This window comes from Bdellovibrio bacteriovorus (genome assembly GCF_002208115.1).
GTDB classification, from domain to species: Bacteria; Bdellovibrionota; Bdellovibrionia; order Bdellovibrionales; family Bdellovibrionaceae; genus Bdellovibrio; species Bdellovibrio bacteriovorus_C.
The window spans coordinates 2212468-2227149 of sequence record NZ_CP020946.1; the positions used below are offsets into that span (position 1 = coordinate 2212468).

Annotated in this window: 14 protein-coding genes; 6 read left to right on the top strand and 8 right to left on the bottom strand. The window is 50.8% G+C overall.

Annotated features, from left to right (window positions below; all coding sequences use genetic code 11):
* Nucleotides 1-174 precede the first annotated feature (174 nt).
* Nucleotides 175-2589, top strand: a complete 2415-nt coding sequence (locus tag B9G79_RS10685; RefSeq protein ID WP_232468575.1) for a tail fiber domain-containing protein — start codon at nucleotides 175-177, stop codon at nucleotides 2587-2589.
* Nucleotides 2590-2745: 156 nt separating this feature from the next.
* A complete protein-coding gene (locus B9G79_RS10690; RefSeq protein ID WP_088565497.1) occupies nucleotides 2746-3330 on the top strand; it encodes a hypothetical protein in 585 nt (194 codons plus the stop codon).
* A 59-nt stretch (nucleotides 3331-3389) separates the two neighbouring features.
* Here B9G79_RS10690 and B9G79_RS10695 read toward each other — a convergent pair whose 3' ends face one another.
* The 4 genes from B9G79_RS10695 to pheS form a co-directional block, all read right to left on the bottom strand.
* Nucleotides 3390-3932, bottom strand: a complete 543-nt coding sequence (locus B9G79_RS10695; RefSeq protein ID WP_232468576.1) for a MerR family transcriptional regulator — start codon at nucleotides 3930-3932, stop codon at nucleotides 3390-3392.
* A complete protein-coding gene (locus B9G79_RS10700) occupies nucleotides 3904-4236 on the bottom strand; it encodes an integration host factor subunit alpha (protein ID WP_038451770.1) in 333 nt (110 codons plus the stop codon). The genes B9G79_RS10695 and B9G79_RS10700 overlap by 29 nt, the downstream gene beginning before the upstream one ends.
* 145 nt (nucleotides 4237-4381) lie before the next feature.
* Entirely contained in the window at nucleotides 4382-6823 is a 2442-nt protein-coding gene (gene pheT, locus B9G79_RS10705; protein WP_088565499.1) for a phenylalanine--tRNA ligase subunit beta, read from the bottom strand.
* A complete protein-coding gene (pheS, locus tag B9G79_RS10710; RefSeq protein ID WP_088565500.1) occupies nucleotides 6820-7845 on the bottom strand; it encodes a phenylalanine--tRNA ligase subunit alpha in 1026 nt (341 codons plus the stop codon). The genes pheT and pheS overlap by 4 nt, the downstream gene beginning before the upstream one ends.
* A 111-nt stretch (nucleotides 7846-7956) precedes the next feature.
* On the opposite strand from pheS, the gene B9G79_RS10715 reads away from it, so the two are divergent.
* The 4 genes from B9G79_RS10715 to B9G79_RS10730 are packed head-to-tail and all read left to right on the top strand — an operon-like array spanning nucleotide 7957 to nucleotide 11124.
* Nucleotides 7957-8823: a 16S rRNA (guanine(527)-N(7))-methyltransferase RsmG gene (locus tag B9G79_RS10715; protein WP_088565501.1), complete on the top strand. Its 867-nt coding sequence runs from the start codon at nucleotides 7957-7959 to the stop codon at nucleotides 8821-8823.
* Nucleotides 8823-9950, top strand: a complete 1128-nt coding sequence (locus B9G79_RS10720) for a winged helix-turn-helix domain-containing protein (protein WP_088565502.1) — start codon at nucleotides 8823-8825, stop codon at nucleotides 9948-9950. The genes B9G79_RS10715 and B9G79_RS10720 overlap by 1 nt, the downstream gene beginning before the upstream one ends.
* Nucleotides 9947-10360 carry a hypothetical protein gene (locus B9G79_RS10725; RefSeq protein WP_011164111.1) on the top strand — a complete coding sequence of 138 codons (414 nt, stop codon included), beginning with the start codon at nucleotides 9947-9949 and terminating at the stop codon, nucleotides 10358-10360. Before B9G79_RS10720 ends, B9G79_RS10725 begins: the two co-directional genes overlap by 4 nt.
* A gap of 8 nt (nucleotides 10361-10368) precedes the next feature.
* Complete coding sequence (locus tag B9G79_RS10730; protein WP_088565503.1) at nucleotides 10369-11124, top strand: TrmH family RNA methyltransferase; 756 nt, start codon at nucleotides 10369-10371, stop codon at nucleotides 11122-11124.
* 37 nt (nucleotides 11125-11161) lie between these two features.
* On the opposite strand, the gene B9G79_RS10735 is transcribed toward B9G79_RS10730, so the two are convergent.
* Genes B9G79_RS10735 through B9G79_RS10750 form a run of 4 tightly spaced genes read right to left on the bottom strand, consistent with a single transcriptional unit; the run spans nucleotide 11162 to nucleotide 14679 of the window.
* The gene (locus B9G79_RS10735) at nucleotides 11162-11899 is read right to left on the bottom strand and encodes a DNA alkylation repair protein (RefSeq protein ID WP_088565504.1); all 738 of its coding nucleotides are present in this window, start codon (nucleotides 11897-11899) and stop codon (nucleotides 11162-11164) included.
* Nucleotides 11900-11925: 26 nt separating this feature from the next.
* Nucleotides 11926-12813, bottom strand: a complete 888-nt coding sequence (locus tag B9G79_RS10740; protein WP_011164108.1) for a mevalonate kinase family protein — start codon at nucleotides 12811-12813, stop codon at nucleotides 11926-11928.
* Nucleotides 12803-13783 carry a diphosphomevalonate decarboxylase gene (mvaD, locus tag B9G79_RS10745; RefSeq protein WP_038448931.1) on the bottom strand — a complete coding sequence of 327 codons (981 nt, stop codon included), beginning with the start codon at nucleotides 13781-13783 and terminating at the stop codon, nucleotides 12803-12805. The genes B9G79_RS10740 and mvaD overlap by 11 nt, the downstream gene beginning before the upstream one ends.
* On the bottom strand, nucleotides 13780-14679 hold the full coding sequence (locus tag B9G79_RS10750; protein WP_088565505.1) for a hypothetical protein: 900 nt from the start codon (nucleotides 14677-14679) through the stop codon (nucleotides 13780-13782). Before B9G79_RS10750 ends, mvaD begins: the two co-directional genes overlap by 4 nt.
* Nucleotides 14680-14682 lie beyond the last annotated feature (3 nt).

A 14682-nucleotide genomic window follows, 5' to 3' on the forward strand; every position in this document is an offset into this window, starting at 1 on the left:
ATCCCCCGCAGAGGCCAGGTGTTTTCAACTGGAAAAAGAGTTCTCATGTTTATCAAAATTGCGCATTTGAGAAAGGCTCTTTTTAGGCGCTCTTCGGTCCGGATTTCACCACTAAATAGGTAATCCGGTGAATAAATATTTTAACAATTCGGCTCTTGGACCGACAAGTTTTCCATGCTTAAGAATGCTGTCGCCATGTGGCCCGTTTTGTTTTTCTCAATTGTTGCACAAGCTGCCCCCAACACACTGACTTATCAAGGGCGCATCGTTAAATCCGACGGTATGCCTTTGGAATACAACAACGTCAGCTTCCTATTTGAGATCAAATCCGAAGACGGCCTGTGCGTTTACTATCGTGAACAAAAAAACGGTGTGAACATGACGAACTCCAAAGGGGTTTTTGATGTGCCGCTGGGGACCGGGACGAAACTTTTTCCCACTTCCGGCAGCGTGGGCCTTAAAGAGGTCTTTGATAACTCCACCACTTTGGACTGCGCTGATGTGAACAACAATGTCGCCAGCAGCAAAGGTCCGATCGCCACTCAAGCTCGCAGACTGAGCGTGCAGTTTCATGACGGTGTTGGCTGGAATCTAATCACTCCCGACAACGAAATCCGCTCGGTGCCTTATGCGCACTTTGCCTCTTCGGCGTTGAAACTTGGAAACTATTCCGCCACCGATTTCGTGCGCACCAATGCCTTGCCCGCCGCCGCTTGCAGCGCAGGACAGGTGGTGTTTTTTGACGGCAGCGATTTCACCTGTGTCACCGACGCGGGCGGGACCGGTGTCATTTCTGATGTATTGGCTGGAACCGGCGTCACTGTCACCGGCACCACCAGCAAAACCGTGAACGTCACCTACGGCACGACAACTGGCACTGCGGCTCAAGGCAATGACAGCCGTATCACGGGTGCGTTCCAGTCAGCCACGAACCTGGGGGGCGATCTCAGCGGAACTCTTCCTAATCCGACTGTGGCAAAAATCCAGGGCATTGCCGTGGCGACAACAACTCCCCAAACAGGACAGGTTTATCGCTATGGAGCAACGGAACTTGAGCCAGTGTACTTTGGCGTTGATGATTTGCGTACGTCAACTGGGCTTGCGCAATTCGCAACCTCCTGTACGGCTTCTCAGACTCTGACCTGGTCGGCAGTCACAGATGCTTTTACTTGCTCGAACATCACGGGTCTTGATGCCGATGTGATTACGGCCGGCACGATTGACGCCGCCCGATTGCCTTCATCGGTGACTTTGCCACAGATCGCAGCACCGGCAATCTCAGCAGCCGAAGAAGGCCGTATCTATTTTGATTCCACCGAGAAAAAATTCAAAGTTTCTCAAGGCGGTTCGGCCTATACGGATCTGGTTTCTGCCGTCACCTTCCCGCTACGAGGTGCCAGTGGAAGTGCGGGGCAACCTAGCTATTCCTTCACCACCGACACCGACACCGGAATGTTCAACCTCGGTTCCAATTCAATTGCCCTCAGTACAGGTGGCACGTCCCGCTATCAGATCTCAGACAAGATGCATAGAATGGGTGATATGGGATCAGGAACCAACAACCCTTCGGGTTTTGCGTTTGATTCCCGGTACTACGGAGGCGGCAGCAGCTATCACACCGGCCGCTTTACCGTCACTGGCAGCAACACTTTCACAGCAAATGCCGGGATCTCCGGACCTGCGGCAGGCTTCTCCAACTCCGTTTCCGGCACGGTTGCCGTCAGCGGTGATCAGGGCGCAATGGAAGGAACCAGCCTCATGAGCGTTTCAGGAGGCTTCACAGGAACCGCCTACGGTGTTCGTGGAACAACCACACTCAGCACACCCAGCTCTGTCCCGTCAACGACCGTTGTCGGTCTGCAAACAGGCCTTTGGGGTCTGGCGAAAATGGGTAACACTGCCAACCTACCGACAGCTCTTAAAGTCAACGCCATCACCTCGGACTTTCTGCTTGATGGCACCACAGGCAACGGAGTCACTGTCGATCAAGGCGCCGGACTTGAAATCAGATCCAGCATTTCTTCCTTCGACACTTTAAATCAATTTACGGGTGTGATGATTCGCGCTCCTACGGGCACAGGCACGATCACCAGTAAATACGCGATTCTGACTGAAGCCAATGCCGGTTCAGTCGGCATCGGCACCCTGACGCCCGCCTACATGCTGCATGTGAATGGAACCGCGGGTGGCACTTCGTGGGCCAACACTTCAGACCGCCGTTTCAAACGCAATATCGCCACCATTGATTCCAGTCTTGAAAAAGTTCTGCAACTGCGTGGTGTGACCTATGACTGGCGAACCGAAGAATTCCCGCAAAAGAATTTTGAAAAAGGCCAGCAAGTGGGCTTGATCGCGCAAGAGGTTCAAGCCGTGTTCCCGGATGTCGTTACGAAAGACAACGACGGTTTCTTGGCTGTTCAATACGCCAACCTTGTTGCTCCTTTGATAGAGGCGATGAAAGAATTCCACGCAAAATGGAACTCTGAAAATGAAGCTTTGAAAGCGGAAAACGCCATTCTGAAGCAGCAGGTTCAGGCCCTGCAAAAGTGGGCTTGCCAGCAGGACCCAACGGCGGACTTCTGCCGCTAACCGAACGTTCTCAACGTATTCCGCCGCCGTAGCCGAGGCGGAATGCGTCAGTTGCCTTTGAGCAAGAAAACATAAAAAAAAGGACAAAGGGCCTGAGTTAGCAAAAACTCATGAATGTTTAGTATTCTTCGTTACAATATTTTCCACGGAGGATAAATGAAACACCTAATTGCAGCCCTTGTTCTTACAACATCAGCCAACGCCTTTGCTCAGGAAACCCCTGCTCAAGAGTCCCGTCAGGACCTGAGAAAGCGCACTCACGGTATGACTTGGGAAATGTCCAGTTCCAACACCAAGCTCAAAAACAAAGACACCAACGCTGAATCAGAAACCACATCCACTGAGACAAAATTCGGCTATCTGTACAACTTCGGCCGTTTTGAACTGGGTGGCGCATTTAGCTCTGCAACAGACAAGAACGAAGACACTGGTGACAAAACCACTGCGGGAACTTTTGAGCTTATCGGTCAGGTTAACATCATCAAAAATGAACCGGGCGAAGACCTGATCCCCTACGCTGCTTTGAGTTTGGGAAGTCTGGTCATGGAATCCGGAACAGTCGAAGCCAAAGGCAGCACCGCAAGTCTTGGCTTTGGTTTGAAATGGTTCCCGCTATCAGAGATCTTTGCTTTGAAGGCAGAGCTTGGCGCGGGATCAGCAACCATTAAAGACGACAACTCTGATGTGGAATTGGAAGTTAAAGCTTCCTACTTCAACGTCGGCTGGGCGTTTTACTTCTAATTTCAAATATCAAGATACAGAAATAAAAAAGGCCTCTTGCGAGGCCTTTTTTATTGAAACTATTTGAAAATCTGACGGACTCTGCGGATATCCAGGATCAAGTCCTCCACCGCTTCGTTGATGCCCTCAAGTTTATGGTAAACTTGGGTCATGTCTTTTTCTTTCTTCACGTGCGCTTTCAGCTCTTTCATCGCGTTACGTGCGCCCTCGATAGAGAAGCGGTCACGGTGCAAAAGCTTGCGGATCAGAAGAGCGTTTTCAACATCCTTGCGCGTATACATACGCTGGTTGTTGGACGCCTTTTTCGGGCGAAGAACTTCAAACTCTGTTTCCCAGTAGCGCAAAACATATTGTTTGATGCCCAGGATTTCGGCCACGTCGCCGATTTTGAAACCCATCTTGTCCGGGATCGCGTTGATCTCTTCCAGAAGTTTTTCATCACACAGCATGGCTGGGATGGAAATCGGAGAGGTCGCCGTCACCGGGACTGAAGTGGCAACTTCAGCCTGCTCGATGAAATCAATATGATGGTCCCCTAGTGAAAGTTCAGAACTTTCGACCTCCAGGGACGGATTACTCATTGTCGTCGTAGTCGTCATCATCGTCCTCATCTTTCAAGTGAGCGTATTCCTCACCATTCAGCATCGCCTTCAAAACTTGAGACGGACGGAAGGTAAGAACACGGCGTGCAGAGATCTTGATCTGCTCCCCTGTCTGAGGGTTGCGACCAATGCGCTCGTTTTTGCCACGAACAACGAAATTACCGAAACCAGAAATCTTAACTTTTTCGCCATCTTGAAGAACAGTCTTCAAGGTGTCGAAAACAAGTTCCACCAATTCAGAAGCCTCTTTTTTGGAGAAACCAATCTTCTGATATACGTTCTCGACGATATCGGCCTTAGTCACAGTTGATTTACCTAAGTTCTGGCCTGCCATAATAGTCATTCACTCCAATTAAATATCTTCAAGCGCTGCTTCAGCTTTCGCCCTGCGGGCTACAGCACTGCGGCTATGCCTTAAGCCTAACAACTAACTGAAAACAATCAAGAATTTATCTCACAGAAAGATCAAAATTCTTCTTCAAACTCTCTAGAATCTTGGTTGTTGTCTCGTTAATCTGGGTTTCTTGCAGTGTGGCATTCTTATCCTGCAGCCAGATACGGATGGCGACGGATTTTTTGCCCGCTTCCATCTTATCGCCTTCATACAAGTCAAAGACGTCCACATTCAAAAGAAGACCTGCTCCCGCCTTGCGGATGTCTTTTAGGACATCGCCGACTTTCAGGGTTTTTGGCATCACAAAGGCAAAGTCACGCTCCACTACCGGGAACTTGGACACGCTTTGGATACGGTATGGACGAGGCTGGCCTTTATAAAGCTGATCCAGATCCAATTCAGCCAAAGCCGCAGGAACACGGATCTTATTGTCTTCCAAAAGCAACGGATGCACGGTCCCGATGAAGCCCACTTTCTTACCTTCCACCAACAACTGAGCGAACTGCCCTTGGTGCAAGAACCCCGGAACCTCAGACTTATTCGCCGGAGTCACCCAAGTGTAAGAAGAGATATTCAAAGACTTCAACAGCACTTCAACTGCCGCTTTAAGTTCATAAACAACCGGATAATCCAGAGATTTGTTCCAAAGGTTGCTGGCGCGACCCCAGATCGCCATCCCCACACGGCTGCCTTCAGCAAAACCGCCGTCCTCTTTCACATGGAAGGTGCTGCCCATTTCAAACAGACGCCCCTGCATGTTGCCAGAGTGGAAGTTGTTGTTCAGGTTTCTGAACAGACCAAAGCTCAAAGAACCACGCATCACGTCCATTTCCTCGTTCAGAGGATTCAGGATGCGGATCTCTTTTTCAGTCACCGTCAGGCCCGCTGCTTTCATGGATTCCAAAGAACCCAGGAAAGCTTTCTGAGCTTTGGAGCCGACAAAGGCAAAGTTCACTGCCTGCTGGAAGCCCTCACCACGCAAAAGTTCGCTGGTGGTACGGTTCAACATAAAGGTCTTGTCCTGGAAGCTCGGAGCTGCCGCCAAAGCAGGCAACGCCTCTGGAATATGCTCATACCCATTCAGGCGAGCGTATTCTTCGACCAGGTCCATGTCTTGTTCGATATCAAAGCGGAAGGTCGGAGGAAGCACGGTGAAGGTCTCACCATTTTTAGTGATCTCACACCCCAGCCGTTTCATGAAATCGACGAATTTGTGTTCTTCCGCTTCATAACCCAAACGTTCAGACACCGTTTTAATGGTGATCGTCACTGGCGCTTTTTTCACCGGGTTTGGATAGAAGTCATGATGGTCAGCATACGCTTCGCCACCCGCCACTTCCAGAATCAAAGCCGCTGCACGGTTCAAACCGCGCAAAGTTCCATCCGGATCCACACCCCGGGCAAAGCGGTAAGAGGAATCCGTGTCGATACCGTGCGAACGTGAAGTTTTACGCGCACTCATCGGCAGGAAGTAAGCAGCTTCCAGGAACACTTCGGTCGTGGAATCAGAAACGCCAGAGTTTTTACCACCCACAACGCCCGCCAGACACACCGGATGATTGGCATCACGAATGGTCAGTTCAGCGCCGCTCAGGGCGATTTCGGTTCCGTCCAAAGTGATGAATTTTTCACCCGCTGTTGCACGGTCCACGATGATTTTTTTGCCGTTGATGAAAGCCGCATCAAAAGCGTGCAACGGCTGACCCAGCTCCAACATCACGTAGTTTGTCACGTCCACGATGTTGTTGATGGAATTCATGCCCACGCTTTCAAGGCGGGATTTCAACCAAGCCGGGCTTGGGCCCACTTTCACACCCTTCAAGAAACGGCCCGCGTAACGCGGGCACAGATCGAAGGCTTTAACGTCCAAAGCAATTTCAGACTTGGTGGATTTGCCGTTGGTTTTGACTTCTGTGGAAGGAACTTTCAGTTCTTTCCCGAACAATGTCGAAACTTCGCGTGCCAGACCAAAGTGAGACAGACAGTCCGCACGGTTCGCCGTGACTTTCAATTCGAAAGTCACGTCATCATAACCGCCGTATTCAGCGTACGCTTTACCCACCGGAGCATCCGCTGGCAAAATCGCGATGCCTTCCGATTCCGTCGCCAGGCCCAGCTCTTTCAAAGAGCACAGCATCCCGGCAGAATCCACGCCACGAACTGCGGATTTTTTAATCGCAAAGTTCCCCGGCAAAACCGCACCCGGCAAAGCCACGATCACACGGTCGCCAGCTTTGTGGTTTTGTGCGCCACACACGATCTGATGAACAACGCCCTCGCCCGTAGAAACACGGCACAAAGAAAGCTTGTCAGCATTCGGGTGTTTGTCTTTTTCAAGGATGTGACCAATCACCACGTGATTGAAGTCTTTCGCACGATTGGTGATTTCTTCAACCTCCAAACCGCCACGGGTCAATGCTTCCGCCAGGACTTCTGGCTTTTGGAAGAATTCGGTCACGTCTACATAATCATGGAGCCATTTTAAGCTGATCTTCATTTTACAAACTGCCTTAAGAATCTTACGTCGTTTTCAGGGAACAAGCGGATGTCTTCGATGCCGTACTTGATGATGGCCATGCGCTCAACACCAAAGCCGAAAGCAAAGCCCTGCCATTTAGGATATTCAATTTTAGCTGCCTGGAACACTTTCGGGTTCACCAGACCGCAACCGCCGATTTCAATCCAGCCGCTTTGTTTGCACAAAGAACAGCCTTTGCCCTTGCAGATCGGGCAAGAACAGTCGACTTCCGCCGAAGGTTCGGTGAAAGGGAAATAGCTGGGACGGAAACGGGTTTTCAGACCCGGGCCGAAAAATTCACGCACGAAGAAGCTGATGGTCCCTTTCAGGTCCGCCATGGAGATTTTCTCATCCACGCACAAAGCTTCAATCTGGTGGAAATTCGGAAGATGTGAAATATCACTGTCGCAACGGAACACCGGACCCGTGCCGATCACACGCAGTGGAAGTTCTTCATTTTCCAAAGAATGGATTTGAATCGGAGACGTGTGAGTTCTTAGAACGTGGGTTTTGTCGACGAAGAAGGTATCCGCCATGTCTCGCGCCGGGTGGTCCGCCGGGATGTTCAGGGCTTCAAAGTTATAGTAATCCTTTTCGATCATCGGACCGGTGCGGATGCTGTAACCCAGGCGGGACATCACAGTGAAGATTTCTTCCACCACGATGTTCACCGGGTGCGCAGTCCCTTTTGGTTGAGAGAACGCCGGCAAGGTCATGTCGATTTCCTCAGCCGCCATTTTTGCAGAGATCTCTTGTTTTTTAAGAGCATCTTCGGCCTCGGTGTAAGCGGCTTCTAGAAGCTGCTTCACTTCGTTCACTTTTTTACCAAAAAGAGGTTTTTCCTCTTTCGGCAAAGAAGCCATTTCTTTCATGATTTCAGTCAGGGACCCGCTTTTACCCAGGTACTGAACTTTCAGATCATAGAGGTCTTTGGAGCTGGGGGCCGCTTTAAAGGCCGCCAGGGCGTTATCTTTGATGGAATCAAGTTTGGTCGTCGACATAGGTTCTCAATATCCCTCTGGAGGCCCGTATTTTCAAGCATTTAGCTTTTACACACGGCGCAGAAAAGACTTGAGGTTTAAGGGCTTTAGACCTATGTTCCCCCGACTGCTATGGCCCATAAGAACAAGACCAACTACAGCCCGTATAAAGCCCGCCAAGAAGCCCGTCATGGGTCCAAAGGCGCTGGCGCACCTCCTGCGACCTCCAACATGGGCCGCCATAAGAAACCAGAGACGATCTATGACATCCATGAGGCCAATGATCGCCTTGCTGATGTCTTCCGCAATCACGGATTTGATCTGGTCAGCCACAGCCAAAGGCAGCAACTGGCGCACTTTTACCGCCTTTTGATGCTGAATCAGGAAAAAGAGAACTTCACGCGCCTGTTGAAACTGCGCGATGTCGCGATCAAACACTTTATCGACAGCATCATCATCATGAAATACACGGACCTTCAGTTCCCATTGCTGGACGTGGGCACCGGGCCGGGCTTCCCGGGAATTCCGCTTAAAATCATGTACCCGGATCAGCAGATCCTTTTGGGTGAAGGCGTTCAGCGCCGTGTGGAATTCTTAAAACATGTCCGCAGCGAGATGAAGCTACAAAAGCTTGACATCCTGGGCCGCAACATCAACAAGCACTGTGTTTACCCTGTCCGCGGCGCCATCACCCGCGCAGTTGAAGATATTGGCAACACCCTTGGGAACGTGATCAGCTGCCTTGAAATCGGCGGCCGCGTTTATTTCATGAAAGGCCCCGGCGTGGGTCCTGAGATTGAAGCTGCGAAAAAAGACTGGGCCGAGTACTACAAACTGGTTCAGGACGTGGCGTATTCCCTGCCGCAGACCCCACATGAACGTCGCTTGGTCGTTTATGAAAAAATCAAGAACATGCCTTTGCCGGAAGAAGACGAAGGCGAAGAGCTTTTGATGGACGAACTTTCCAACGAAGAAAAAAGACGCTGGGCTAAATACTGATGTCTGACTCCACCCAGAACACCTCATTGCAACTGGCACGTTTGCAGCACCGTAAAGGGGCGCTGCACGAGGCCCGTTTATTGAGCGAAGAGGCCATGGTGGAAGCCTCGGCCCGCGGACAGTCCCAAGACTGGATTGAATCCGCCCGTCTTTACTTCCAGTGTTGTCATGAGTTGGAAGAGCTTTCTGAAGCTCAATCCGTTATTGATCAAACGATCAATTTAAGCCGAAACACTTCGGATGAGCGCTTGCAGGGCATGGCTGAAAACCTGATCGGCTCCTGGCTTTTGGCCAACGGCAAATTGCAGGAATCTCAAGACTACATCAACTCAGCCATTGAGAAAGCCACACAATCTGGCGATCTCGACACCTTGGTGCGCGCGCTGTTCACCAATGCAATGTCCCGCGCCTTTGAACCCGCTCAATTTGCTCAAAGCCTGCTGCAACTGAACAAACTCGACACCATTCTGGCAGAGATGGACAACGCTGAAATGCAGCTGACGTCGCGTCTGTTGCGCACCCATATCTTCACCCAAACCGGGAAGCTGGAAGCTGCGAATGATCTTTTGTGGGACTGCTATGAACAGGCCAAACTGCACGGCTTCCACCTGCTGATTTCCCGTATTCTGGCGCAGATGGCCTTTGTAAACCGCGAACTGGGCAACAAAGAAGCCTATCGCATTTACGCCGAACTGGCTTTGCGTGGAACCGACAAAACCCGTCTGCCGCGCGTTTATAAATTCATCCGTCAAATGTGCCCTGAAGATATTGTTCGCAATGCACCTCAGTTTGATTTCCAGATCGACGAGGCGGCGCGCAGTGTTCAGGAGCGCACCAAGGGCCTGATTGACTTCCGCAATCAGCATATTCTTTTTGACCTGGCTTTATTGTTCATCAAAAAAGCCGGCACCCGTTATTCCAAGGAAGATCTGATAGAAATCATCTGGCAGCAGGCTTATGACCCTGAACTGCATGACAATCTGATTTACGTTTCGATCAAACGTCTGCGCGCCCTGCTTGAGCCTGACATGGAAAGCCCAAGATACATCCTGCGCGACCGCAAAGGTTATTACTTTAATCCGCAATCATCTGTGCACTTCAGACAATCGGAGGAAGCTACTTTATGAAAACACTCCTGTTAGTAATTCTCGCTGTTTTCAGTATTTCAGCCCATGCCCGCGGCCCGGGTGGTGACCCCGTCATTCCATGGCCAACGTTTGTTTCACTGACTCCGGTCACTTGCGAACAGCTCCAGGGCGACTGGGTGGCTTATGATCACAACTCCATCTGGTTTGTGAATCTGGAAATGCGTGAAGGCGACGCTCTGTCCACATTGCGCATCAAGTCCCATGCCCTGTTCACACACAAAGCCACCGGTTGGCTGGAGGCGGACGGTCCGTTGTTCTATGGTAAGATCGCCATGGATCCGACCCACTTCTATGACGTGATTGTCTTCAGAGACCTGGACGGAACCAAGATTCGTATCATCAAAGGTCCGCAGAAATACTTCGACCTGAAACTTTACCGCCGCGAGTAGGAACAGCCGTGATTGAAATCAGCTCTAAAACCAACGACCATTTCCGCCGCTGGAGCGACCTCAGCTCTGCGCGCGGAATTAAAAAGCATTCTGAATTTATTCTGATGGGCGAAAAGCTGATCGAAGAGTTTTTGGAAAACCCGAACTTCCGCATCAAGGGTGAAATCGTGCACGAGGACCTGAAGTCCGTGACGATGACCGCGCCTAAGCTTAAAGGCCAGCGCATCCCGGTTTTCAAACTGCCCAAAGCACTGTTTAACGAAATTGACGTCGTGGGCACGCACTACAATCTTCTGGTTCTGGAACCGAAAGAGATCGCTCCGCTTACAGCTGCAAAAGCTGAAGGCCTGGAAGTGATCTCCCCCTTGGGCGATCCTTCCAACCTGGGCGCTTTGGCGCGTTCCTCTTTGGCATTTGGTGCGAGCAAAATGATTCTGACCGAAGAAAGCTGTTCCCCGTACCATCCCAAAGCGATCAAGGCTTCCGCGGGGGCTTTGCTGAAACTGCCGTTGTTTAAGATCGGTAAATTTGCAGACTTTGTTTCCAACAATGATCAGATCTATGCTTTGGACATGAAGGGCGAAAGTGTCGCGAATTTCAAATGGCCGAAAAATGTGCGTATTGCCTTGGGCGAAGAAGGTCCTGGCTTCAGTGGGATTAAGAACCTGCAGCGCCTGTCTGTAGCTACCCAGAGCGTGGAATCCCTGAATGCCACCGTCGCTGGCAGTATTGCGCTGTACAGCTACTCTTGTCAGCACCGCTAACCCGTTCAGTCTTGGCGCAGGCGTGAACTGCGCCTGTTTATTTATTCATGTAATGCCTGCGTTTTTCTGCAGGCAGCTTTTCCAAAGAATAGCGCAGCATCGTTCTTGGCATCTTGGCCGCATATTGATCCAGAAACTTCAGCAGTTTTTCTTCGCTGACTCTTTTACCCATTTCCCGCAACATCCAGCCCACCGCCTTGTGAATCAGGTCGTGCTCGTCCTTCAACAGAAGCTTTGCGATCTTAAGCGTGTCGGCGGACTCGCCATTATAGATAAAATGAAAAGTCGCCAGCATGGCAATCCGGCGCTGCCACAGGTTCTTGGATGTCGCAAGTTCCTGCAAAACAGAACGATCTCGATTCAGCAGATAGCCACCAACAATGGCTGGTGCGGAGGTGTCCACCAGGTCCCAGTTGTTCACGTACTTTGAATTCTTGATATAAAGCTTAAAGATACGGGCTTGTTCTTTTTCAGTGGCCTCTTGAAACTGCGACACCAAAATCAGCAGAGCTATCAGACGCTCTTCGTGATTCGCGGACTTCACCAGACTATCAAGCTCTTTCAAACTAAGAGCGGAAGCATACTTTTTGGCGATTTTACGGCTTTGCGGAACGGTCAGACCTAAAAAGACATCGCCCTCAGCATACTCGCCTTTTCCGGTTTTGAAGAATCTTTGCAAGACGACGGCGCGACTGGCATCCGCATGACTTTGAACGTCCTTTTGCAGCTGCGATACCGCTGACAATGCTTGCGAAATGCCTGACTTTTTCTTCATGCTCGCCGCCTTCAACCAGGCACCTTTTAGCAGGGGATTAATTGAGATTGGATTTCTGCCGGGGGCAGTGAGGTCCACAGGGACAAGACGTAGCCGCCACCGCCAGAACCGGTTGGTTTTACGGCCAGGGCGCCTTGTTCTTTGAGCCAGGCGATGTGTTTTGCGGGTTCGCCTTCGTTCAGGTCCCACTTTTCAAAGCAGTCACCTGCCAGGGTCAGGGCTTTTGCCAAAACTGGCAGGCCTGTTTTTTCATCCATCTTCAGGGCTGTTTCCAAGATGCCCACGGCTTCAGCCATCTGCTGATCGATCTTTTCACCCACTGTGGGATTTTTCAGAAGCAGGTCTTTCACCTTGTTCACAGCATCCACGGTGACACCGCGTTTGCCAGAATAAGAGATGTACCAGTGCGGTTTCCACGCCGGGGTCAGAGGCTTCTTTTCGCCATTACGTACAAAACGCAGACCTTCACCACTTAAGGCAACGGCAATATCAACGCCGCTGGATTCACCATGGAACAGGTTTTCCAAATTGCGGGCGAATTCATAGTAGTCCTCTTCAACAACATACCCCAGATATCCCAACCAACGGGTCAGGGCCACACAAAGCGCGGCGGAAGCGCCCATGCCCGCCCCCACAGGAATGGAGGATTCCAGCAACAAGGTGCCTTTTAAATCGGAGCGTTTAATGCCTTTAAGCTCGCACGCCTTTTCAAGCACGCCCCACACCAGCAATTGCAATTCTTTGCCGTGATCCCCGACCAGACGCAGTTCCAACGGCTGCTCGCCGCGGGAATAACTTAAATCCAGATTGCGGGACTGGATGGGAAACACCACCGCCGGCACACCACGCAAAACCGCGTGCTCACCAGCTATGATACATTTACCAAAGGCTTTGCAGGTGAAATCAATGGACATTGTCTTTCACACCTTCAAAGGCCATGACCTTGAAGTCCTTTTCAAAATGCTCACGATACTGCGCGAACTGTTTTTTCTGATCATGACGGAACAACAAGTGCACGTTGGCACCCGCATCCATGGTCACCAAAGGGCCATCTTGCCATTTGTTCCAAAACGCCTGGCAATCTTCCAGAACCTTTTTGGATCCATCGTTCATATAAGTGAAAGACGGCGTGCTGGTTTCAAACAAACGGTGCATATCGATGAACTCATCCCAGACGATCTGACGCGCGATATGCCAGTCATTGAACTGCAAGGCCATGCTTAGGTCTTTCAGGCGCAATTCCGCACGCTCTGGACGACCGGTGAAACGCGGGCTTGTGGTCACAAGTTTGTGCGCCTCAGAACTGGAAACCTCTTTTTTAGAGTCTTCGACAATCACCACCATGTGGTGCAGGTTTTTGACTTCAAACGCCATCGGCTCGGCGTATTCATGCTGCCACAGCGCCCACGGTGTGAACAAGGAACGGCAGGAAGAACCCGAACCCTGACGGGAAAGCTCGGAAAGATATTTTTTATCCGTCCCCCATGGCTGTGGGTTGATCTGCTGGAACATTTCTGCCGCCGCCAAAGTCAGGGCCGCAAAACTGGAAGCCGAGCTGGCCAGACCGCAGTCTGATGGGAAATTGTTCGCAGACTCAATCAGGAAACTTTGTTTTACGCCCCACTTGTCCTTTAGATTTTGCAGGTGCTTGATAAAGCGCTGCTGGCCTTTTTCAGACAATTCGATTTTTTGCAGGTCTTCACGAACCAAGGGTTTCCACTGATCTTGTGCGCCGTCGATTTCAGTCAGGCGAACATAGGTGCGCAGGTTTTCCAAAGTATAGGACAACGAACCGTTGGTCGGTTTATTGCCAGAGCCCTCAATTTTACCCATGTACTTGATAAGGGCGATATTGGATGGAGCAGATACAGTCACTTGTTTCATAGGCTACCTCGGACCTGAAGTCCGGACGAGATTTTATCAGAGGAAGAAAGCACGGACAGGCCCTTGCTTTCACAGTAGGCTTTAACACCTGCAGTTTCACCTTTGGCCGTCACAATCGCCATCACATCCACCCCCAAAGCGCCACAACCTTTGGCGGCTTTGACTCCAGGGATTTGATTGATGTCCGCCAATAGTTTCAGTGTCGGTTCGCAGGTAAAGTTCAGTTTTAATAATTCCTGGGCATAGGCTTTCACACCTTCAACAAAACGAGCACTGTCAATCTTGTCAAAAGCATCCCGGATCGTCAGCATGGCGCTTTCAAGCCCCGCCGTCGGGAAGACTGGCAAAGTGCGCAGGTGTTCGTGGGTCGCAAGTTTGTTACCAGTATGCACCAGCAACAATTCCAGATCATCAAACGGCCAGCTGGCCACCGAAATCATCCCACGACGTTTTTCAAAGAAGGTCATGGAACCCTTCAACTGCGCCACCAGGTCGGCGCCACTTGGACGCTGACCCTGCCCGTTCCAGGCGACATGATAGTACACTTCAAGCATGTGTTTGAAGTCGAGATACTTTTCCATGTCCATTTGGTGGGCCTCTTTATAAAGCCACATCGCATAGACTGAAAGGAACTGCGCTGTTGAGGCGCCAAAGCCGCCTTTGCCGGAATAAGCATCACGGAAAGTGATATCAAAATTTCTGAAATAACCCCGGTGTTTGCTCATGAAAACGCCGGCTGGGCTTTCCGGGTGAATGCCCAGAACGTCGCCTTTGCCGCGGGAAATTTCCGTTTCAAAGCATGGCTGCGAAAGGAAGAACAGCGTCGGTCCTTCCGCCAAAGCCAGGTATTCACCAGCAATAAATGTTTTTCCGGGAACGGAGAAGACCAAAGACAAGGT